We start from the raw sequence: 21,919 nt of genomic DNA, 5'->3' as shown, positions 1-21,919 counted from the left end.
TCATGGGATTAAAAGCCTATTTAGAAAAAATAGAACCGAATTTCGAAGCCGGTGGTAAATATGAAAAGTTTTATGCGCTTTACGAAGCAGCAGCGACTATTTTTTACACGCCAGGTAAAGTAAACAAAGCATCTACTCACGTACGTGACAGCATAGATCTTAAACGCATCATGATCATGGTATGGATGGCTACTTTTCCAGCTATGTTTTACGGTATGTACAACGTTGGTGCTCAAGCTCATGAAGCATTGTTACTTGGTGCTGGCACCTTGCCTGATATTTGGCAAGCGAATTTGTTTAGCGCATTAGGTGGGCAAATTGGTGTTGAAGGTACAGGCTGGTTAGGCATGATGTCCTACGGTGCGTGTTTCTTTCTTCCTATCTATGCCACTGTATTTATTGTTGGTGGATTCTGGGAAGTGTTATTCGCTTCTGTGCGTAAACATGAAATAAACGAAGGGTTCTTTGTTACCTCAGTGTTGTTTGCATTGACCCTACCGGCAACGATTCCATTATGGCAAGTTGCTTTAGGTATTACTTTCGGTGTTGTTATTGCCAAAGAAGTCTTTGGTGGTACAGGTCGTAACTTCTTAAACCCAGCGTTGTCTGGTCGAGCCTTCTTATACTTTGCATATCCTGGGCAAATATCCGGCGACCAAATTTGGGTTGCAGCTGACGGTTATTCTGGCGCAACTTGGTTGAGCAAAGCTGCGTCTGGCGAGATGGACTATACCAACATGGACCTTTGGTGGAACTCGTTCTTCGGCAATATTCCAGGTTCGGTCGGTGAAGTATCGACGCTAGCCATCATGCTTGGTGGTCTATTTATTATTTATATGCGCATTGCCTCATGGCGAATCGTTCTGGGTGTTCTGTTAGGTGTTGCTTTCTTTGCATCTCTATTGAACTTTGTAGACAGTAGCACTAACCCAATGTTCGCGATGCCGTGGTACTGGCATATGGTAACTGGTGGATTAGCGTTTGGTATGTTCTTTATGGCAACAGACCCAGTTTCAGCTTCTTTCACTAATAAAGCTAAATGGGCATATGGTTTCTTAATCGGGTTTATGACAGTGATGATTCGTGTACTTAACCCTGCATTCCCTGAGGGTGTGATGCTAGCCATATTATTTGCAAATTTATGGGCGCCACTATTCGATTATTTCGTGGCTCAAAGTAACATTAAGCGGAGGGTTGCTCGTGTCGGATAAGAAAAAAGAAACCTTAGGCAGAACTATCGGTGTTGTAGTCGCTGTATGTCTAGTCTGCTCAGTTGTTGTTTCTGGCGCAGCCGTAGGCTTGCGAGAAATGCAACAAACAAACGCTGCCAATGATAAGCGTAGTAATATTCTTCAAGCTGCTGGACTTGAAACAACAGCAGAATGTGACGTTCCTTGTACTTTTAATAAGTTTGTTACTGAACGTTATGTTGATTTAGCAACGGGTAAATATGTTGAAGTTGAAGAAGACTTCGATATGTATAAAGCGGCTAAAGAAGAAAAGTACAGTGTTAAAGTCGAAAACAGCAACGTCGGTTTCCAACGTCGCTCTAGCGTCGCCAGTGTTTATTTGATTGAAAATGAAGCCAATCAAGTCACTCGAATCGTTTTACCTGTTCATGGTTCTGGATTGTGGGATTTGATGTATGGTTTCCTTGCGATTGATGCTGATGGCAACACCGTTCGTGAATTGGTCTACTATCAACAAAAAGAAACACCAGGATTAGGCGGTGAAGTACAAAACCCTAGCTGGAAAGCGAAGTGGGACGGTAAAAAACTGTATAAAGATGGTGATGTGGCAATTCAGGTTAAGAAAAATGCAGGATCTGGCAACGACTACGCTGTTGATGCACTATCCGGGGCAACCTTAACCAGTAACGGTGTGCAGAACACATTGACATATTGGTTGGGTGAGAATGGTTTCGGACCATACCTTAAAAATCAGACTTGGAAATCATAGGGCGAAGCACAATGGCTGAAACTAAAGAAATGAAAAAGGTGCTGTTCGGACCCATTCTGGACAACAACCCCATCGCATTGCAAGTGTTAGGTGTTTGTTCTGCACTTGCTATTACTACTAAATTAGAAACTGCATTGGTTATGGCTTTAGCTCTGACCTCAGTAACGGCATTTTCTAATTTATTTATCTCTCTAATTCGTAAGCAGATACCTTCTAGCGTTCGGATTATTATTCAAATGACAATCATTGCATCTTTGGTAATCGTTGTTGACCAAATCCTAAAGGCGGTCGCGTACGATATTGCTAAAGAATTATCGGTATTTGTTGGTTTGATTATTACTAACTGTATCGTAATGGGGCGTGCAGAAGCCTACGCAATGAAGAGTCCACCTTTCATGAGCTTCCTTGACGGTATTGGAAATGGCTTAGGCTATTCTTTAGTACTTATTATTATCGGTACAATTAAAGAATTGTTTGGTTTTGGTACCATTCTCGGTTTCCCAATTTTACCGCTAGTACAAAATGGTGGCTGGTATCAAGGTAATGGTCTATTAATTCTACCTTTCAGTTCTTTCATTTTGATCGGTGGATTAATTTGGTTTATTCGTACCATTCGTCCTGAACAAGTCGAACCTAAGGAGTAAGACATGGAACATTATTTAAGCCTTTTTGTTAAGTCTGTCTTCATTGAAAACATGGCATTGTCATTGTTCTTAGGTATGTGTACTTTCTTAGCAGTATCTAAAAAAGTAAAAACTGCTATGGGACTTGGTGTTGCGGTTATCGTGGTGTTGGGTATTTCAGTACCTGTAAACCAAGTAATTTACGTAAACATTCTTGCTCCTGGCGCACTTGCTTGGGCTGGTTTCCCTGATGCAGATTTGAGTTTCTTAAACTTCTTAACCTTTATCGGTGTTATCGCAGCATTAGTTCAGATTCTAGAAATGAGTTTGGATAAGTTTTTCCCAGCGCTATATAACGCGTTAGGTATTTTCTTACCGCTAATTACCGTTAACTGCGCCATCTTTGGTGGTGTAGCTTTCGCCGTACAACGTGAATATAACTTCACTGAAAGTGTGGTTTACGGTATCGGTAGTGGTGCAGGTTGGGCAATCGCGATTACCCTACTAGCGGCAGTACGTGAAAAATTAAAATATGCTGATATGCCTGAAGGCATACGTGGATTAGGCTCTGTGTTTATGATTGCAGGTCTTATGGCATTGGGTTTCCAGTCGTTCACTGGCGTAGCCCTTTAAGCGAAGACACTAAGGAGTATTTGTAAATGAATCCAAATGAAATTTACCTTGGTGTAGGTATGTTTATTGCCATTGTATTGGCACTCGTACTTATCATCATGTTCGCAAAGTCTAAGCTTGTACCATCAGGCGACGTGACTATCACTATCAATGGCGACCCTGATAAAGCCATTACGGCTTCACCTGGCGGCAAGTTGCTTGGCGCTTTGGCTGATTCAGGTATTTTCGTATCATCTGCGTGTGGCGGTGGTGGCTCGTGTGGCCAATGCCGTGTTGATATTAAATCTGGTGGTGGCGAGATTTTGCCTACTGAACTGGATCACATAAGTAAACGTGAAGCGAAAGAAGGTTGCCGTCTATCTTGTCAAGTTGCGATTAAACAAGACATGGATATTGAATTACCAGAAGAAGTCTTTGGGATCAAAAAATGGGATTGCGAAGTTATTTCTAACGATAACAAAGCAACCTTCATCAAAGAACTTAAATTGGCTGTGCCAGATGGTGAAAGTGTTCCTTTCCGTGCCGGTGGTTATATTCAAATTGAAGCTCCACCTCATCACGTTAAATACAAAGATTACGACATTCCTGACGAGTACAAGCCTGATTGGGAACGTTTCGGTTTCTTTAATATCGAATCTAAAGTAGACGAAGAAACTATACGTGCATATTCAATGGCTAATTACCCAGAAGAAGAAGGGATAATCATGCTGAATGTGCGTATTGCTACGCCTCCACCGAACAATCTAAGCTTGCCTGCGGGTAAAATGTCTTCTTATATTTGGAGTTTGAAAGAAGGCGATAAAGCCACTATTTCTGGTCCATTTGGTGAATTCTTCGCTAAAGACACACAAGCTGAAATGGTCTTTGTGGGTGGTGGTGCAGGTATGGCGCCAATGCGTTCTCATATTTTTGACCAATTGCGTCGACTTAAGACTGACCGTAAAATTACCTTTTGGTATGGTGCTCGTTCGCTACGTGAAATGTTTTATGTTGAAGATTTTGATATGCTTCAAGCAGAAAACGAAAACTTTAAATGGCACGTTGCCTTGTCTGACCCTCAACCAGAAGACAATTGGGAAGGTGATACTGGATTTATCCACAACGTATTGTTGGAAAACTATTTGAAAGATCATCCAGCGCCGGAAGATTGTGAGTTCTACATGTGTGGGCCTCCTATGATGAATGCTGCAGTCATCAATATGCTTAAAGAATTAGGCGTTGAAGACGAAAACATCATGTTAGATGACTTCGGTGGCTAATATCTAAATGGAAAGTTGTAAAGAGGGACATTTATGTCCCTTTTTTTTGTGAGCATTAGTGTTATTAAATGAGCTTGTTGTATGAATAAAGTGAAATCCCTCGGCCTACTATTATGTGTTTTAGTGGTAATACTGGTTGTTTGGAATACTCCTAAAAGTGCTGGCGAAATCCATTTGTCAGGTGCGACTATGGGGACTAGCTACAATGTGAAAGTTCTTGCGGATGTGGGTTTGCCACCGGAAGAATTACAGCAAAAAATTGATGACCTGTTGGTCGATATCAATAAGTTAATGTCAACCTACGATCCTAACTCCGAGTTGTCCCGCTTTAATCAACAACTTAGCTCTGAACCCTTTAAAATGTCGCCAGCTACACTTACAGTATTAAAGGAAGCGAAAAGGCTAGGGGAAGTCAGTCTGGGCGTACTGGATGTAACCATAGGACCTCTAGTTAATTTGTGGGGCTTTGGACCTGAAGCCCGACCAGAAAAAATTCCTTCACAGCAGACAATCGATTCGCTTAAAGAACAAATTGGCCTGAACAAGTTGGTTATCCAAGATAACTATCTAATTAAACTGCAGCCTGACTTGTACGTGGATTTGTCGACCATTGCAAAAGGTTATGGTGTAGATGCTGTAGCTGAATTATTGGAGTCTTACGGTTACAAAAACTATTTGGTAGAAATTGGTGGCGAGATGCGCGTGGCCGGTGTAAAGAGCAATGGTTCAGGTTGGCGTATTGCGGTTGAAAAGCCAGTCAATAACGAACGCGCTGTACAGTCAATCCTCACAATTGGGAATAACGCGGTGGCAACGTCGGGAGACTACCGTAATTACTTCGAACAAGATGGCATTCGTTACTCCCACTTGATTGATCCCAGAACTGGCTACCCTATTCAGCATAACTTGGTTGCGGTAACTGTTGTTCATCCTTCTTCTATGACTGCAGATGGTTTAGCGACGGCTTTAAATGTATTGGGGAAAGACGATGCACTGCGAGTTGCGAAAGAACATAACCTAGACGTGATGTTAATTACGCGAGAAAAAGGTAGCTTTAAAGCGTATACTACCGGAAAGTTTGACGAATATATTAACGCTGCAACTGAGCAGTAATTTAAATTAAAATAGTTAGGATATAGTGTGAGTACATTTATTTTAGCCTTTGTGTTTTTTCTCGTTGTGGTGCTAGCCATGGCAGTAGGTTACATATTCCAGCAAAAAACAATTGCAGGAAGTTGTGGAGGTTTAGGTGCGCTAGGTATTGCAAAAGCTTGTGACTGTCCAGAACCGTGTGACCGCAAAAAAGCGCGCTTAGAAAAAGAAGAAATACGCCAGAAAAAACTGGCCGAATGGAAACAGAACCAAATTTTATAAATTCTGAGATGAAAATTATCACAAGGTTGTAAGTTTTATTACAACCTTGTACCTACCAAAACTTAAACCGTTTTTCCGCTATTTCCCAGCTGGTTGCAAGATAATATACTGCAAAATAAATTACTTTTACTACACTTAGTAAAAAGCTAAGCAGGGAAAGAAAATGCCTAAAGAAACCCCAATAGAACGTCGCAGACGCATAGCAGCGCATACCGGAATCACCAGTTTACGAACTGATTTTTTACATATTTGCAAAAAACACCCTGATAGAATTGGCATCATCACAGAAGGCGATTCTTGGTTTGCATACCCTAAGAAGTGGGTTGCATTTGGTGGCGATATTAACGTTATCCATCATATTGAGAATGTGGTTTCTAGAACAGATAAAGTCAACTTACTTAGGCTGGCAAGTAATGGCGATGAAGCGGTTAATATGATGTCAGGTCAGCAAAAAGCAGACCTATCTTCAGTCTTGCAACAGAGTGCTCAATACGTGAAGTTGATTTTATTCTCTGGCGGCGGCAACGATATTGTCGGTAAACGTGACATGCCAATGATTTTGAACCAATACGAAGAAGGATTTAGCGCTCAGGACTGCATTCATGCTTCACGCTTTAACCGCAAAATGGATGCAATCATGTTGGCTTATGACCAGTTAATTGATTTACGTGACGAGTATAATCCTCAAGCAACTATCATTACCCATACTTACGATATTGCCAAACCGAGTAAAGACGGCGCTGAGTTTTTTTGGGGGCTGATAAAGACAAAACCTTGGATTTATCCTTATTTAATAGAAAAAAATATACCACTAGAGTTACATTTGCCGATAGTCGAAATTCTTTTAGGTACGCTAAAAACGCGACTTCAAGCGTTAGCAAGTCGTCCGGAACATTTGAATAAGCTCATTGTTGTGGATACCCAAGGAATTTTGCGACCTGGTAATAAAACAGATTGGCTGAATGAAATTCATCCTACAGAGTCGGGCTTCAAAAAAATTGCCAAACCTATATATGCGCAAATGAAATCACTAGAGCCTGAACTTCCTGCATTCAAATGACTTGACCTGAATTTACCATTACTGTATAAAAAAACAGTTTAATGGTTTTGGTTGAGGTTATGCGCAAAATTATTCATATCGATATGGATTGCTTTTATGCAGCAGTAGAAATGCGTGATAATCCTGCGTTACAAAATGTACCTATTGCTATCGGAGGTCGATCTGACAAGCGAGGTGTTATTTCAACTTGTAACTATCCCGCTCGCAAATTTGGTATACGTTCTGCGATGGCTACGGCACATGCGCTTAAACTCTGTCCTAACCTTGTTATGGTGCCAGGTCGTATGGAACTATATGGACAGATTTCCAAACAAATACGCGCTATTTTCGAGCGATACACCGACAAAATAGAACCCCTTTCATTGGACGAAGCCTATTTAGATGTGTCTGATTCCACGCTATTCTCTGGCAGTGCTACTTTAATAGCAGAGGATATACGTAAAGCAATAGTGAACGAAACGGGGTTAACAGCCTCTGCTGGCGTTGCACCTATAAAGTTTGTGGCAAAAATTGCCAGTGATGAAAACAAGCCAAATGGCATATGCGTGATCACGCCAGACAAATTAGATGACTTTGTTAAAAAGCTCCCCCTTGGGAAAATTCCTGGAGTGGGTAAAGTGACTGTGCAGAAGTTGCATAATTTAGGCTTATACACCTGCAATGATGTGCGCACTTATCCCATTGAGCAGTTAATTAAGATCTTTGGTAAATTTGGTCCGATAATTTGGAAGCGTAGCAATGGCATAGACGATCGAGATCTCAGTTTATCTCGTGAACGAAAATCCGTTGGTGTTGAGCGCACATTACATGAAGATATTCAGACCAAAGAACAATGTTTGCAAGTATTAGAAACCCTCTACCCTAAATTGGAAGAACGATTAAAAACAGCCCGCAGTGACAACAAGATTCAAACTCAAGGTGTGAAACTAAAGTTTAGTGACTTTCAACAAACCACTGTTGAGCACCGATGTTCTGAATTAGATAAAAACTATTTTGTTGAATTGCTTGATGAAGCCTTTAGTCGCAAAACCGAACGTGGAATTCGCTTAGTTGGCTTGCATGTAGGCTTACCAACTAAAAGTCGGTTTCAGCAAATGGTGCTGCCTTTTGATTCAGCCCTAACATAGCCATAATGCGCTAACTTGTTTGCAGCAAATGTAGTTAAATGATGTTTAACAGTTGCACTTTAAACTATGTTATTTTCAAGTATGCGTTTTCACTCTATTAGGTAGTTAATACTTTGTTTTCCCTCCCTCGAAATGTTTGGATTTTGACATTTATACTTGCCTTAGCGATGAGTGCGGGAGCGATGATGGTAATGGTAGGAGGCCTTGTTGGAGCGAATTTAGCCCCCTCTGTTGGTCTTTCCACGTTGCCGGTAGCAATGATGATCATAGGTACCGCTTTTGGCGTCATACCCGTTACTCGTTGCATGGGAAAGCTAGGTCGAAAACCTGTTTTTTTAGCCGTTGCTGGATTGGCTTGTTGTGCCTCATTGCTTGCTGCATTGAGTATATATATTGCACATTTTATATTATTTTTAGTGGCTACTTTTTTGTTAGGGATAGCAATTTCTGGGTTTCAGCAAATCCGCTTCGCCGCTATGGAGTCAGTGACCTTTGAACGTGCCCCTAAAGCTGCATCCACTGTACTACTTGGCGGCTTAGCCGCAGCCATCATAGGTCCGGAACTCGCCACTATTGGTAATCAATTATTGGCAACCCCATTTGTTGGTTCATTCGTTTTAATGGCCGTACTTTGTTTGATTTGTATAGGGTTATTCGGCTTATTTAAAGAGACCCATACCCCGCTGCAACATACAGGAAAGCAAAAAGTTGTTATTCGTGATGTCTTGTCTAAGCCTTCTTTCATTATTGCGGTCTCTGCGTCAGTGATAGGTTATGCACTCATGAGCTTTATCATGACAGCAACACCTGTGCATATGCATATCAATACTTTGTATAGCTTAGAGCAAGCTAAGTGGGTAATTCAAAGTCATATTCTGGCGATGTACATTCCTTCAATATTCAGTGGTCTGTTGATTGCAAAACTCGGCGTTTATCGGGTGATAGTGGCGGGTCTTATTATCTACTTGTTAACCATTGCGGTTGGTTCAATTGACAGTCAACTGATCAATTACTGGGTCGCTCTCATTTTATTGGGTATAGGCTGGAATTTTTTATTCTTAGGTGGAACTGTGCTTCTGCCGCAAACACATACTATTGAGCAGAAGTTCCAAGTTCAGAGTATTAATGAATTCGCTGTTTTTAGTGCTCAAGGCATGGCTGCGTTGGGAGCCGGTGCACTACTCTTTGCTTTAGGTTGGAAGGGGTTAATGCTAACTAGTTTTATGATTATTTGTTGCCATCTAATTTTGCTGTCTTGGCAGGCTTGGCGGATTAGATCAGCAACAGTATTGGAATTGAATGGAGAAGGGTAAGTATGCTAAAAGCAGGTAAGTATCGTCATTACAAAGGCAATGATTACGAAGTGATTGGGGTTGCTAAGCACTCCGAGGATGAAACCGAATTAGTGGTTTACCGTCCACTTTATGGTGAAAGAAATTTATGGGTAAGGCCATTGGATATGTTCATTGAAGAGGTTGATGTTGAAGGCAAACTTATTCCGCGGTTTCGATTTATCGATTAAAAGCAAAGCTGTACCGCCTTGAGGCTTAAAACAGACAATTAAAAACGGAGCTATTTAAGCTCCGTTTTAGGTTTGTGTTAATGGCTAGATAACAGTATCAAAACTTAAATTTAAGACCTGCTTTATAGATTCTACCCAAAACTTCATAGTTGCTTGGAAAGGTGTTGCCCGAATTTGAACTGGTGTCACCAATATCATTGCCTAAAACCGGTGGTTCCTTGTCAAACATATTATCTATACCCAAAGTAAAGGTGGCATATTTAGTAAAACTATAACTGGCAAATATGTCGAAGTAATCGTAAGAATCAATTTTTCTGAAGGCTTCAAATCGCAAGTCACGCTCACCTGGCTCTACATCCACAGAATTAATATGTCTCCATAATAACGAAACAGTAAAGTCATCATATGACCATGTGGTGCGCTGAATCCAACGTATATCAGATAGCGGATCACAACTGGTACCATAATATCCTTTGCAGTCTAGTACGGGGACAGTATCAGAACTTTGTGACTCCTGGGTTAAGTATTTATTGATGTTACCTGAGATGGCAATGTTGCCCATCTCCTCTAAATCAAAATTCATGTTGAATCCAATTTCAATTCCTTCAGCACGAAGATACTTCAAATTGGTAGTGAATTGATTTACACCCGCCGCAGAACCGGTTAAGTCTCCTCCAACACGATTGATTTTGGCACATTCACCAGCGTCACCATTGATATAACATGAATCAAGTATTTCCTGCGCGGAAAAATTACCAATGATCCCAGAAATATCGATGTCGTAATAATCGACCGATAATGTAAAGTCGTTGGCCCAATCAAAATCTGGGGTCCACACGAAACCAGCAGTGAAGGTGTCTGCTTCTTCTGGTCCTGGCGGATTACTAGGTGAACTGCCGTTAAAGGTATTGATTTGACCCGAGATAATGTCGGGTATCACGCCTACTTGCGCTTCAGTCATGCCAGTTGAGACACATAGTGCTGTTAATGCCGCGTCAATATTTCCTGCATTGGCTATCGAGCAGGGATCAATAACGGCATTATCTAAACCAGATGTGACAGGGGAAGCCAGTTCACCTACGTTTGGCGCTCTATTGGCTTTTTGTTGCATCACTCGCAATAACAGTGGCCCTACTGGACGCCAATTGAATCCTATTTTCCATGATTCTGCAGTTCCGATAGTATCAAAATCTGAAGTCCTAAAACCGAATTCTAGATCCATGGTTTCAGCAAACGCAGCACCATCGAACACGGGTAGAATCCCTTCAAAATAAAATTCATCAACTTTAAAACCACCTTTAATTGGAAGCAAGTTACCTCCAGCTCCACCTTGACAGCTAGCTGGGGTTTCTTTTAAACATTCATCCGGCTCCAAAATACCAGTCTCCGTCCTGTTTTCAAAACCAAAACTCATAGCTAGCGGAGCCCCAGCTGTGGGTAACTCAATGAAGTCTACTGGGCCGGTAAGTACGAGGGAGATAATTTCTTGTTCGTATTTCTGTTGCTGTAAAGCAATCGCTCTAGCGTAGGCCGAAGCCGCATCTGTAATAGTGCCAAAGCCGCCAAATAAATTAATAGGAACACAAGTTCCACCCACTGCACAGGTGACACCATCACGGGTATCCAATGCATTTTGGATGTTACCAAGATTGGTATAGCCGTCACGCACTGTTGTGCGATTAGACTCTCCGTATTGATAAGAAAAATCATAATCCCAGTCGGCTGCTAGTTCACCACGAATACCGGCGTTAATTTGCCAAAGTTCGGCATCATAGCGTTCGGAACGTGGGCCTAATTCTAGGGTTCGTCTACGTAATCTAACGGTTAGAGAATCCTCTGTATCCACAATTCCATTGTTGTTAGCATCATTCCAACTGCCACCATTTAATAAGGTTCCATCACCTACAGCGGCATTCGCGCCATCAAGAATAAAGTCTAAAGCCTGTGTGCCAATGAGAGGGTTGTATAGCGGTAAATTGAAACTGCTACCAAATGTACCGGAAGGCGCGACTTGCTGAACCACTGTGGTATTAGTGAAGTTAAACGATGAGTAGAATTCCATGTGATCGTTTATTTCATAGTTAGCAAGGGCTGTTGCGCCATAACGTTGAGCTGGCGTTTGATAATAATTAAATGGGTTAAAGTTGAATAAACTACAGTTTGAACCAAGGGTACCGTCCTCTCTAAACTGTCCACTTACACCGGTTCCTATTAATTCAAATCGAGTGGGGATTGCAGTAGTTGAACCGCTACCAGATAAATCCACAACGTTTGGACCGCCACAACCAGCAGGCGGCGGTGTGGCTACATCTCCGTTTAGAAACTCTTGATAACCGGAACCTGTGTTGGAATTAATACCGAATAATCCTAAGGAACGATCGCCGAGCAGTACTGAGTCCCGTTCCATCCAGCTAATTGATAAAACCGCATTCCCTCGGCTGTCATCAAAGTTAGCGCCAATGGTAAGAGACATATTGTCTTGGTCGCCATCACTTTCGCTACTTTGCGAGTGATTCATATCCAGAGCAACACCTTGAAAGTTGTTCTTCAGTACAACGTTCACTGCACCAGAAATGGCGTCAGAACCATAAACGGCAGAAGCTCCCCCGGTGACTACATCGATTCTGTCAATTAGTGCCGTAGGAATGTTGGCGGTATCTACTTGGCCATTAAAATTAAATGGCACCATGCGTTTTCCATTTAGCAGTACTAAATTACGTTGCGCCCCTAAACCACGTAAATCTATGGTTGCAGCACCTGCGGTGCCATTATTTACGTTGCCACCATCGGCGGGAATAGTAGAGGGTAATGAGCGAATTATTTTTTCAAACTCGGGGGTTTGTAAATAACCAATCTCTTCCTCTCCCAAGGAAAAAATAGGACTGGATGATTCAACTCCGGGTGACAAAATACGACTACCTGTTATTGAAATCTTTTCTACATCGGTCGTGTCTGTAGCTTCTTGAGCGGCAACAAATGATGTACTAATTGCTGCCATCGAGCTAGCACAAAGTGCCAACTTAATTGATCTGGCTAGTTTTGAGGTGATATACATTTTTAGCTCCCCAATGGGTCTCAATGGTTAATTGGACTCACATTTTTTGTATAGTTAGTTTGTGACAAAAACCACTTGTCTAGAGATAAGCTATGCGCTATCTCGGAGTTGCTCTAGGTGGTTTCCGTCAAGCGTTGTAAGTGTGTGACCAAAGGAGTGTTTTGCGTGTTGAAGCGGGGGAACTTTCGATGAACGGCGGCTGTGCAGGTTTAATTGTCGCCCAATAAATTACTCGGAAATTAATTAAGTTATTGAAATTTAGCGATTAAATTATATTTATACGATTTTTGTTGTGCTTTAGGCTGGTTACTTCTAAAGTTTTAATTGAGATGGCTTTGGGGCGAGTGGGGACAGGTTGTGATGAATAGTTAACCCACTTTAATGCAATTTTATGTGTGGATTATTTATGAAAACATCGATATGTTAAAAAAAAGCCAACGATAAAGAATAATTGAAATGGCCCATTCAAAACTTATTTTTAATCGCTATTTCTGGTTTGCCAACACCTTCTTTTGGTTGGCTGTTCACGCCCTTTACACACACGTTAAATTTTTAGCGTTTGAGCAAAATGAAAAAAATCCAAATTGGACTGAACTTTGGATCGCGATAAGTCCTTGGTTTATTATTTGGATAGGCGTGACCGCCATTATCTTTAAGCTAGTGCAATACACAAGTCACTCATCTCATTCAACCACTGTTAAAGTTTTTTTCCACTTAAGTTGGATGGTGTTTATTCTATTTATCTATTGGGGCACGGCGCATCTACTCATCATCGCCGTAACAGATCGAACAATGGATGAGTTTTCGTATTACTTTCTGCGCACCATAACTCAGAATGCACAATTGGATATTTCTATGTATTTAGGAGTGCTTGGGGCAGCGATGGCATTGCGTTTTTATCATAATGCAGTGCAAGAAAGTCTTGAATTGAAGCGTTTGCATCATGAACTCACCCAAGAACAGTTACGGACTTTACGTTCTCAGCTGAATCCCCACTTTTTGTTTAATGCATTGAATACTATTGCCAGCTTAGTGCGCTTAAAACGTGAAAAGGATGCAGTAACAGCCCTATCCGAATTGAGTATTATGTTACGTAAAATACTCGAAACTAAAAATCATGATGATATTAAGATCAAAGACGAAGTTGCTTTTATAAACAGTTATTTAGCGATCCAAAAAATGCGCTTTGCAGATAAATTAGATACCCATATTCATGTGCAGCCAGAATGTCTCGAGCTGACTATTCCGAACATGCTTTTGCATCCTTTAGTTGAAAATGCGGTGCAGCATGGTTCCCAATTAGAGTCGAGTCGAAACCTTTTGAATTTAGATATAAGTCGAGATGAAAACGAACTTAAAGTCGTGTTAACCAACAAGGTTGCAAGGAACGATAATCACTGTGGCTTTGGAATTGGCCTTAGCAATACCCGTGAGAGGTTAGCTCGATTATATGGACAATTTCGTTTGGAATTGCATCCACTTGAAAACGATTTATTCGAAACCTTATTAGCAATACCGATAGGAGGACAAGATGCTTAATGTTCTTATCGCAGACGATGAATATTTGGCTCGGGAAACTATCAAAGTATTATTATCCAACGAATCAGATATTGGCAATATTTATGAGGCCGAAGATGGCAATCAAGCACTCTCACTGGTCAGCGAATTTAAACCTGACGTGGTATTTTTAGATATTGAAATGCCAAAAATATCGGGTATCCAAGTTGCTAAACATGTACCTCCTGAAAGCGTTATTATTTTTGCAACCGCTTATAATGAGCATGCTGTAGAGGCATTCGAGCTCAATGCGATTGATTACATTTTGAAGCCTTACGATGATGAACGTTTTTTTAAAGCTCTGGAGCGGGCTAGAGCAAAAATCACCGGTGAGCAACAAGATGACTATGCTAAATTGAGTGAGGCCATTCAGCAGATACTTTATGAGCAGCAAAAAGCGTATCGTGAAAGATTAGTAATACGAGATCCTGGGCGAATTCGTTTAATTGATGTGGCTCAAATTACCTTTATTTCTGGGGCGGGAAATTACGCCGAAATTCATCTTGATGATGGCAAGCATGTATTGCATCGAGAAACACTTTCGACTTTAGAAGAACAGCTTAATCCCCAAGAATTTGTGCGAATCCACCGTTCATCTATTGTCCGTCGTAGTGCAATAAGTGAATTACGGCCGAATGATAAAGGAGATTATTCAGTGATTTTACAAAGTGGTGAGGTGTTAACCCTATCTCGTCGAAATAGAGTGAAACTCGACGAGTTAACCAACTAAACAGAGAACGTTATTTCAGCTTAAGATTAACTCATAAACAGCGCGCATAACGTCCATAAAACCGCGGCAATCGAAGCGGCAAATGTAGCAGGAACAAGTTGTGTTTTCACATGATCCATTAAATCGCAGCCAGTTGTCATGGAACTTAAAATGGTGGTATCCGATATCGGTGAGCATTGGTCGCCATACACGCTGCCATTTAAAACAGCAGCAAAACAAATCATCATAAATACTTCTGGATTAGCTAACATTTCGTTTTGAGAAATGTCCCACACCAGGGGCATCGCTAATGGGAATGCAATGGCAAATGTTCCCCAGCTTGTACCTGTGGAAAACGCGATGATCATGGTGAGTAGTTGTAAAACCACCGGTAAAATCCAAAACGGTAGCTCTTCGCCTAGTAGATCTACTAAATAAATTCCGCCGCCAAGTTGTTTGCTGATAGTGCCGATGGTGATAGCTAACATTAAAATGACGGATGCAACAACGACTCCTTTCCAGCCTATACCAAGCCCATTGAGCATTTCGCGAATTTGCATACCTTTACCCAGCGCGAAGAGCACAGCGATGAGTAACGCACCGCCAAAAGCCCAGTGAATTTGTGGGGTACCGGTGAATATAAAGGTTACCACAGCAATCCCAATTAGACTGACTAAAGGAAAAACAAACTCGATCCAATGAGGGTTATACCCTTCAGGCACGCTCGTCTCTTGCAGTTCTTTTGCGCTAATAGGGGCCGCGTCTGGAGCATCTAACTGGCCGGTCAGTCTGGCCCTAGAAATGGCTTTGCGAATTGGTGCGCCGGAAAAAACGGTGAATTCTAAGCTAAGAAGGAGAGTACCAATTACTGCAAAAATGCCGTAAAAACTAAATGGAATACTGGAAAAAAAGAAAGCTATTCGGTCGGCTTCAGTGGCTAAGAATGCCACCCCTGGAACAAATATAAATGCCTGAATATATGCAGGCCAGGCGTTAAATGCGATCACTGCTGCAATAGGCGAAGCGGTGGAGTCAACCACATAACTCAGTTCTTCATGGCTCACATTCGCTTTGTCAGCCATGGGCTTGACAGTGGTACCAACTAATACAGTACTCATGGTGCCACCTTGGAAAAACAACACCCCTAACATCCAAGTTACTAGCTTTGCTGAACGAGGACCGGTGACAAAGCGTTCACTCATCATTTCCGCAAACGCTTGTGCCGCGCCTGTTTTAGACCAAATTCCCATCAGCCCGCCCAGCAACCACAAATACAATATTAAAATTGAGGCTGCGTCAGTGGTGGCCATATTAGGTATTAAAACTTCTTGGCTGATATCAAACTTGCCTAACATAAAAGCGCCCACAACGATCCCGCTAAACAAGGCAAGCAGAGGTTCTCGGCTGATTAAGCATAGGGCGATCGCGATGAATGCTGGTAACAGCGACCATACTTTAAAGTGATAATCTGCGCGAAGTAAAATAGGGTTTTGACCGACGTCTGAGATGACAACCCACTGTTCTTTTATTTCTGGTTCTGAGGTCAGTAAATTGAGTTTATGCTGGGCCAGTGGCGATAGTTCGTAAGGAGTAACGTCGCTAATAATTTGTTCATTACCTTGCTTTACGTATGCCCATTCACCTTGTTCTGTTAAGTAGGTTTGGTATTGTATCCTTGATTCGACCCAAGTTGCTGAAACATATAAATTGACATACAAAGCGCCTATTAAACCTAAAATAATACATAAAAAGGTCAACTTATTTTGCAATTTATTCATTCTAGCGCCACTCTAAGTAATTATGTCTTTAGCAAATTGAGAAAGTAATAGTCTAGCATCCAAGGAGGCTAAACTTCTAAGCTATTTAGGCACTATTGTCGTTAAATGCTAACGATTAGTTGAGCTCTTTATATTCATAACTGATTAAACACATAGGATAGGAAAATGCGTAAACAAGTTGTTTTATTGATGTTTCTGTTAACTGGATTTTTAACTACGTCTGGCTATGCTCAAAATAATCCTGATGACGTTACTATGAAGTCTGAAAATTTGGGGGATTCAGTCTATATGCTAACGGGTATGGGCGGAAATATTGGGGTATCAGCCGGTGAAGATGGGCTTCTGATTATTGATGACCAATATGAACCTATGGCAGAAAAAATCTCTGCTGCTTTAGATTCAATTCTGAAAGACAAGTTAAGGTACGTGATTAATACCCACTATCACGGTGATCATACTGGCTCAAATGCGTATATGAAAGAAGTCAAAGATGCCACTATTTTCGCCCACGATAATGTCCGTGTCCGACTGCTAAACAAAGAGGAGCATAAACACTCGGAATTGCCTGTCGTAACTTATTCTCAAGGTGTTACCTTTCACTTTAATGGTGACACACTAAAAGTAATGCATTTATCCAACGCTCATACCGATGGAGACAGTGTCGTTATGTTTGAAAAAGCCAATGTTTTGCATACTGGTGATTTATTTTTCAATGGGCTTTTTCCCTATATCGATATTGATAGTGGGGGCTCAGTAAAAGGTTACATTGCCGGGGTAGAAAAACTGATTAGTATGATTGATGATGATACTAAAATTATTCCAGGTCATGGACCTTTAGGCGACAAGGCGCAATTACAGGCATTTGTTGAAATGATTAAACAAACATCTTCGCAAGTTAAACAGTTGAAGATAAATGGATTGCCAGTTGAAGATATTATAGACGCGGGATTAGATGATAAATGGAAAGAATGGAGCTGGGCTTTTATCAATGAAGAAAAATGGATAAGAACACTTTACCGTTAATTTTAGTCGAGGCCTCCGAACAGGATATAGCCAGCCTTTGTGGGTGGTTTGTCAGTTTTGATGAAATTCGTGATTGGGGGGGACCTAACATCTCCTTCCCCATTAGCTCCCGCAGTCTAATTGTAGAAACTAAATTAGCGCAGGGAAGGAGTTATAAGCTAATAGATACCAAAAACAACATGCTCGCTTTTGGGCAGTGTTATGAACGACTTGGAAGGTGTCACTTAGCCCGTTTGGTTGTCAATCCTCAGAACAGAGGCTGTGGTGTTGGTAAGCAACTCGTTAAGCAACTACTGACTCAAGCCCCCGAATACCTAGTAACTAAGGGCTTTTCGTTATTTGTATGGCCTCATAATAAAGTCGCTAAGAAGCTGTATCAATCTTTGGGTTTCCGGCGAGTAAATTATCCGGAATCTATAACACCTGAGATGGCTAAGTGTGACTATTTAATTAAAGACTAAATAACAGATTGAAATAATCAGCACTAATCAGGTTAAAACAACGCAAGTTTGGGGGTTGAAGACAAAATCAATCAACGCCGCCATGCAAAACATTCGTTTTCAAATCTAAAGTAACTATTTAATTTTACCCTCGCAGTCAACTCTGAGTATAAAATTTCCCATAGCAATCAAGCGTATGTACAAATAATGAACAATTATATGAGGGCGAAAAAGTGAAAATATATGCGCATAAAATAGACACTCGTTTGAACGGTACGCCCTAATAAAGTGCTAATGCACCAAACTGGTATGATGTGCGTCAAAAGACACTAATGTGAAAACATTAAGTTGTTGATTTTTATAGATAAAAAAGTTGGCACTGAAGCTGCTAAGTAAGCTTTGATTACGCATCTACGATAGAAAAGTTATGTGTGTAACCATTGATAATAAAAATAATAAACAATGTTGAAATACTTCAAACGCTAGCTAAGTTGTTTGAGGCAGGAAGGCAATACTACCCGCACAAATTTTCGTGTCCTGTGGTTTGTGCGGGTTTTTTCCTTCTATTATTCTTTACTATTCTCATATACGCGTTTACCAGCAACCCAAGTTTCCACTACGTTAGTTTTCCAAAGTTCTTTCTTATCAATTTCGAAGATATCCTGATCTATCAAAATGAAGTCAGCCCATTTACCTTTAGTTAATCCACCTAACACTTTTTCTTGATGAGCGGCATAGGCTGCATCTATGGTAAAGCCTTTAAAAGCTTGTTGGAGACTTAACGCTTGACTGGGGATCCAGCCTTCGACAGGTTGGTTGTTTCTGTCTTGACGGGTGACAGCTGCGTGAATGCCATAAAATGGATTAGCTAATTCAACTGGAAAATCTGAACCTAGCGGCAATGGTGAGCCCTGATCAATGAAGCGTTTCCAAGCGTATGCACCACGTAGACGATCTTTTCCTAAACGGTCTTCAGCCATGTTCATATCGCTGGTGGCATGGGTAGGTTGCATGGAGGGAATGATGTCTAGTTGTTTAAAGCGTGGGATATCATTCAAGCTGATAACTTGAGCATGTTCCACTCTATTGCGCAGCTCTTTACCGCCAACGGTTTTGAATGAGGCTTCAAATTGATTTAAGGCTAAGTGATTAGCGAGATCACCAATAGCGTGCACATTGAGTTGAAATTTGTGCTTGAGTACCAAATCAAAAAGGGGTTTAAATTGTGCTTCCTGCATGACCATCAGCCCCTTGTTGTCAGCTGCATCTGAATAGTCTTCGAACAAAGCTGCTCCACGACTACCTAGGGCTCCATCGGCCATGGCTTTGACACTTCTAATCGATAAAAAATCGTCGGGATCATTAAAATAACCCGCCTCGAGTACTTCCTGTAAACTGGGATCTTCAAACCAGAACATTGCATAAATACGCACAGCTAAACTTTCTGCTAAGGCTTTTTGTTTAAAAAAATCATATTCTGATTTGCTTATTCCAGCGTCATGCACATTGGTTATACCCACTGAAAGTAAGTGCTGTGAAGCGGCTTCTAAGCTAGCTTCAATGCTGTCGTTACTTTCTTCTGGTAGATGTTCCGATAGTAAATCCATCGCCGTATCTATTAATACACCTGATGGATTTCCTTGTTCATCTCGAATGATCTTGCCACCTGGCGGATCCAAAGTGTCTTTGTCTATGCCCGCGATTTGCATTGCTTTACTGTTAACCCAAACGGCATGACCATCCACTCGACTTAAAATAACAGGGGTTTCATTCACATATTCGTCAAGCAGTTGTGCTTTGGGAAATTGTTTGTCTGGCCACAATACTTGATTCCATCCGCCGCCTATTATCCACTCTAAATGTGAGTTTGCTGCTGCATATTCGCCTACCTTAGAGGCTGACAGTTGTGCAGATTGCACATCGCGTAAGTCAACTTCTAGCAATGAGTAGCCAAGGTATAATAAATGCCCGTGCGCATCAATTAAGCCCGGTAAAAGGGTTTTTTGGCGGCCATCAATAAATACACTATCTGGATATTGATTCATTAAGGTTTGATCGCCGATGGAAATCACTTTGCCGTTTTCAAAGACTATATGAGAAAACTGGATCATCGCTCCATCATTATTGAGGGTATATCCTTTAACATTGCCTACCATTGTTGGTTTAGCATGTGTAAAAAAGCTAAGGAAACAGACAAGCAGTACAAGTAAATTTTTCATAAATCCTCTTATTTTTATAAGCTAGGTAAATGACCTAGGTAATCGACGGACCAAATTTGTTGCATTTTTTTATGATCAATATTTCCGCCCGATAACAGCACTAATATTGTTTGACCTTTCGGTTGATGTTTTAACCACTCAATGACGGCCTGCATCGACATAGCGCTGGTGGGCTCCATATGCAGCTTGAGTAAATGTTGCAACCACTGAGTCCAGTAAGCGATATCAGGTTCGGATACTTCCACTATACCATCTAGCATTTTTAGTACCGCAAAAGTATGCTCACCTATTGATGGCGTCGCAGCCCCATCGGCCATGGTTTGCGGTGGTTTGTTCAGCGTTATTATTTTATTCTGACGTAAAGACTCTGCGGCATCGTTGGCTACCAGTGGTTCTGCCCCCAATATTTTTGCCGATGGACAAAGGGCTCGAGCCGCAATTAATGTGCCTGATAATAGTCCACCGCCACCACAGGGCGCAAATATCGCGTCTACATCACCTGTTTGTTCGAGTGCATCCACTACCAAGGTGCCCTGTCCAGCGATAATGTCGGGGTGATTAAATGGAGGTATCCACAAGGTTCCTGGTTCTATGGATGCCTGTTTTACTGCATCGTCTGCTTCTAGTCGAGTTGGGTATAGCGCTAGTTCAGCACCATAATACCGAGTAGCTTGTGCTTTTACTGCCGATACATTTTCGGTACTAAATATTTTCGCTGGAATACCATATAGGCTGGCTGCGTATGCAACTGCTTGGGCATGATTGCCTGAACTATTGGCAACCACACGTTCTGGTAAAGCATTCTGTTCGGCTAGTTTGGCCAAGGTATTAATAGCACCGCGCACTTTGAATGCGCCGGTTCGTTGTAAACATTCTGCTTTAAATAAGATTCGGCTGCCCAACCATTCATTCAATAACGAAGATTCAATTATTGGGGTTTGATGTATCATTGAAGCAATCCGTTTGCGGGCTTGAACAATGTCAGAATAGCTTGTCATCTAGACTCCTTTTTTCGCATATTAAGTCGTTATCTACAGATTTTATGTATAGTAAGCGGCTTACTTCGTCTGACGTTTATTTTTGATTTCCTAGTGAAGCATAAACTCGACACAATGGGTATAGGTGTATTGTGTTTTGCAACCAATCCCCTATGCTTAATACCGCAACATGAATCAGGAGACAAAAATGGGATTGTTAGACAAAATAATGGGGAATGCGTCAGAAATTAATGTGGCTGACGTTAGTGAAGAGTTAGCTCCTATCATAGGGGCAAGTGAAACCATAGAACGTGTATTTAAAGAAATCCGTGATATGTACGTCTTTACTAATAAGCGTTTGATATTAATAGATAAACAAGGTTTAACTGGAAGAAAAGTCGACTATCACTCAATTCCTTATCGGGCAATTACCCAATTTAAACTGGAAACCGCAGGACATTTCGATTTAGATGCTGAGTTCAAAATTTGGATATCTGGAATTGATGAGCCAATTGAAAAAGAATTAAATAAAAATGTGGTAGTTGGCATTCAACGTACCCTTGCCGATTATATGTTTTAAGCGATATAGCCAAATTAGGTGGGA

20 protein-coding genes are annotated in these 21,919 nt (G+C 41.3%); 16 read left to right on the top strand and 4 right to left on the bottom strand.

Annotation, left to right across the window (positions count from 1 at the left end; all coding sequences use genetic code 11):
• Window positions 1-2: 2 nt before the first annotated feature.
• From VUI23_RS18060 to VUI23_RS18010, 11 genes are all read left to right on the top strand, one after another.
• Window positions 3-1,211 carry an NADH:ubiquinone reductase (Na(+)-transporting) subunit B gene (locus VUI23_RS18060; protein ID WP_216048956.1) on the top strand — a complete coding sequence of 403 codons (1,209 nt, stop codon included), beginning with the start codon at window positions 3-5 and terminating at the stop codon, window positions 1,209-1,211.
• Window positions 1,201-1,959 carry a Na(+)-translocating NADH-quinone reductase subunit C gene (locus tag VUI23_RS18055; RefSeq protein ID WP_216048955.1) on the top strand — a complete coding sequence of 253 codons (759 nt, stop codon included), beginning with the start codon at window positions 1,201-1,203 and terminating at the stop codon, window positions 1,957-1,959. The genes VUI23_RS18060 and VUI23_RS18055 overlap by 11 nt, the downstream gene beginning before the upstream one ends.
• Window positions 1,960-1,970: 11 nt before the next feature.
• Window positions 1,971-2,603 carry an NADH:ubiquinone reductase (Na(+)-transporting) subunit D gene (locus VUI23_RS18050; protein ID WP_216048954.1) on the top strand — a complete coding sequence of 211 codons (633 nt, stop codon included), beginning with the start codon at window positions 1,971-1,973 and terminating at the stop codon, window positions 2,601-2,603.
• A gap of 3 nt (window positions 2,604-2,606) precedes the next feature.
• Window positions 2,607-3,215: an NADH:ubiquinone reductase (Na(+)-transporting) subunit E gene (gene nqrE, locus VUI23_RS18045; RefSeq protein WP_216048953.1), complete on the top strand. Its 609-nt coding sequence runs from the start codon at window positions 2,607-2,609 to the stop codon at window positions 3,213-3,215.
• A gap of 26 nt (window positions 3,216-3,241) precedes the next feature.
• Window positions 3,242-4,474, top strand: coding sequence for an NADH:ubiquinone reductase (Na(+)-transporting) subunit F (nqrF, locus tag VUI23_RS18040; protein ID WP_216048952.1), 1,233 nt, complete (start codon window positions 3,242-3,244; stop codon window positions 4,472-4,474).
• Window positions 4,475-4,555: 81 nt separating this feature from the next.
• Entirely contained in the window at window positions 4,556-5,587 is a 1,032-nt protein-coding gene (locus tag VUI23_RS18035) for an FAD:protein FMN transferase (RefSeq protein ID WP_303499172.1), read from the top strand.
• A 27-nt stretch (window positions 5,588-5,614) separates the two neighbouring features.
• On the top strand, window positions 5,615-5,848 hold the full coding sequence (gene nqrM / locus VUI23_RS18030) for a (Na+)-NQR maturation NqrM (protein ID WP_216048950.1): 234 nt from the start codon (window positions 5,615-5,617) through the stop codon (window positions 5,846-5,848).
• 163 nt (window positions 5,849-6,011) lie between these two features.
• On the top strand, window positions 6,012-6,908 hold the full coding sequence (locus VUI23_RS18025; protein WP_216048949.1) for a hypothetical protein: 897 nt from the start codon (window positions 6,012-6,014) through the stop codon (window positions 6,906-6,908).
• Window positions 6,909-6,967: 59 nt separating this feature from the next.
• Window positions 6,968-8,035, top strand: a complete 1,068-nt coding sequence (gene dinB, locus VUI23_RS18020; RefSeq protein ID WP_342805269.1) for a DNA polymerase IV — start codon at window positions 6,968-6,970, stop codon at window positions 8,033-8,035.
• A gap of 143 nt (window positions 8,036-8,178) precedes the next feature.
• The gene (locus VUI23_RS18015; RefSeq protein ID WP_252729251.1) at window positions 8,179-9,348 is read left to right on the top strand and encodes an MFS transporter; all 1,170 of its coding nucleotides are present in this window, start codon (window positions 8,179-8,181) and stop codon (window positions 9,346-9,348) included.
• 2 nt (window positions 9,349-9,350) lie between these two features.
• Entirely contained in the window at window positions 9,351-9,557 is a 207-nt protein-coding gene (locus VUI23_RS18010) for a DUF1653 domain-containing protein (RefSeq protein ID WP_303499177.1), read from the top strand.
• A 97-nt stretch (window positions 9,558-9,654) separates the two neighbouring features.
• On the opposite strand, the gene VUI23_RS18005 is transcribed toward VUI23_RS18010, so the two are convergent.
• Window positions 9,655-12,612, bottom strand: coding sequence for a TonB-dependent receptor (locus VUI23_RS18005; protein ID WP_342805267.1), 2,958 nt, complete (start codon window positions 12,610-12,612; stop codon window positions 9,655-9,657).
• A 456-nt stretch (window positions 12,613-13,068) separates the two neighbouring features.
• On the opposite strand from VUI23_RS18005, the gene VUI23_RS18000 reads away from it, so the two are divergent.
• Window positions 13,069-14,151 carry a histidine kinase gene (locus tag VUI23_RS18000; protein WP_342805265.1) on the top strand — a complete coding sequence of 361 codons (1,083 nt, stop codon included), beginning with the start codon at window positions 13,069-13,071 and terminating at the stop codon, window positions 14,149-14,151.
• On the top strand, window positions 14,144-14,899 hold the full coding sequence (locus tag VUI23_RS17995) for a LytTR family DNA-binding domain-containing protein (RefSeq protein WP_342805263.1): 756 nt from the start codon (window positions 14,144-14,146) through the stop codon (window positions 14,897-14,899). Before VUI23_RS18000 ends, VUI23_RS17995 begins: the two co-directional genes overlap by 8 nt.
• A gap of 26 nt (window positions 14,900-14,925) precedes the next feature.
• Here the strand turns inward: VUI23_RS17995 and VUI23_RS17990 are convergent, their stop codons facing one another.
• Window positions 14,926-16,656 carry a Na+/H+ antiporter NhaC family protein gene (locus VUI23_RS17990; RefSeq protein WP_303499180.1) on the bottom strand — a complete coding sequence of 577 codons (1,731 nt, stop codon included), beginning with the start codon at window positions 16,654-16,656 and terminating at the stop codon, window positions 14,926-14,928.
• A 165-nt stretch (window positions 16,657-16,821) separates the two neighbouring features.
• On the opposite strand from VUI23_RS17990, the gene VUI23_RS17985 reads away from it, so the two are divergent.
• Together VUI23_RS17985 and VUI23_RS17980 are read left to right on the top strand one after the other, a co-directional pair.
• Window positions 16,822-17,679: an MBL fold metallo-hydrolase gene (locus tag VUI23_RS17985; protein ID WP_342805261.1), complete on the top strand. Its 858-nt coding sequence runs from the start codon at window positions 16,822-16,824 to the stop codon at window positions 17,677-17,679.
• On the top strand, window positions 17,655-18,140 hold the full coding sequence (locus VUI23_RS17980; RefSeq protein WP_216048940.1) for a GNAT family N-acetyltransferase: 486 nt from the start codon (window positions 17,655-17,657) through the stop codon (window positions 18,138-18,140). Before VUI23_RS17985 ends, VUI23_RS17980 begins: the two co-directional genes overlap by 25 nt.
• 545 nt (window positions 18,141-18,685) lie before the next feature.
• Here the strand turns inward: VUI23_RS17980 and VUI23_RS17975 are convergent.
• Both VUI23_RS17975 and VUI23_RS17970 read right to left on the bottom strand, forming a co-directional pair.
• Entirely contained in the window at window positions 18,686-20,338 is a 1,653-nt protein-coding gene (locus VUI23_RS17975; protein ID WP_216048939.1) for an amidohydrolase, read from the bottom strand.
• Window positions 20,339-20,352: 14 nt separating this feature from the next.
• A complete protein-coding gene (locus VUI23_RS17970; protein ID WP_216048938.1) occupies window positions 20,353-21,336 on the bottom strand; it encodes a serine/threonine dehydratase in 984 nt (327 codons plus the stop codon).
• Window positions 21,337-21,523: 187 nt separating this feature from the next.
• Between VUI23_RS17970 and VUI23_RS17965 the strand changes: the two genes are divergently transcribed.
• Window positions 21,524-21,895, top strand: coding sequence for a PH domain-containing protein (locus tag VUI23_RS17965; protein WP_216048937.1), 372 nt, complete (start codon window positions 21,524-21,526; stop codon window positions 21,893-21,895).
• Window positions 21,896-21,919: the final 24 nt, after the last annotated feature.

Origin of the sequence: Alteromonas sp. M12 (genome assembly GCF_037478005.1) — a bacterium.
GTDB classification, from domain to species: Bacteria; Pseudomonadota; Gammaproteobacteria; order Enterobacterales; family Alteromonadaceae; genus Aliiglaciecola; species Aliiglaciecola lipolytica_A.
The sequence above is the reverse complement of the archived record's forward strand: the minus strand, read 5'-3'. Positions and strand labels throughout refer to the sequence as shown.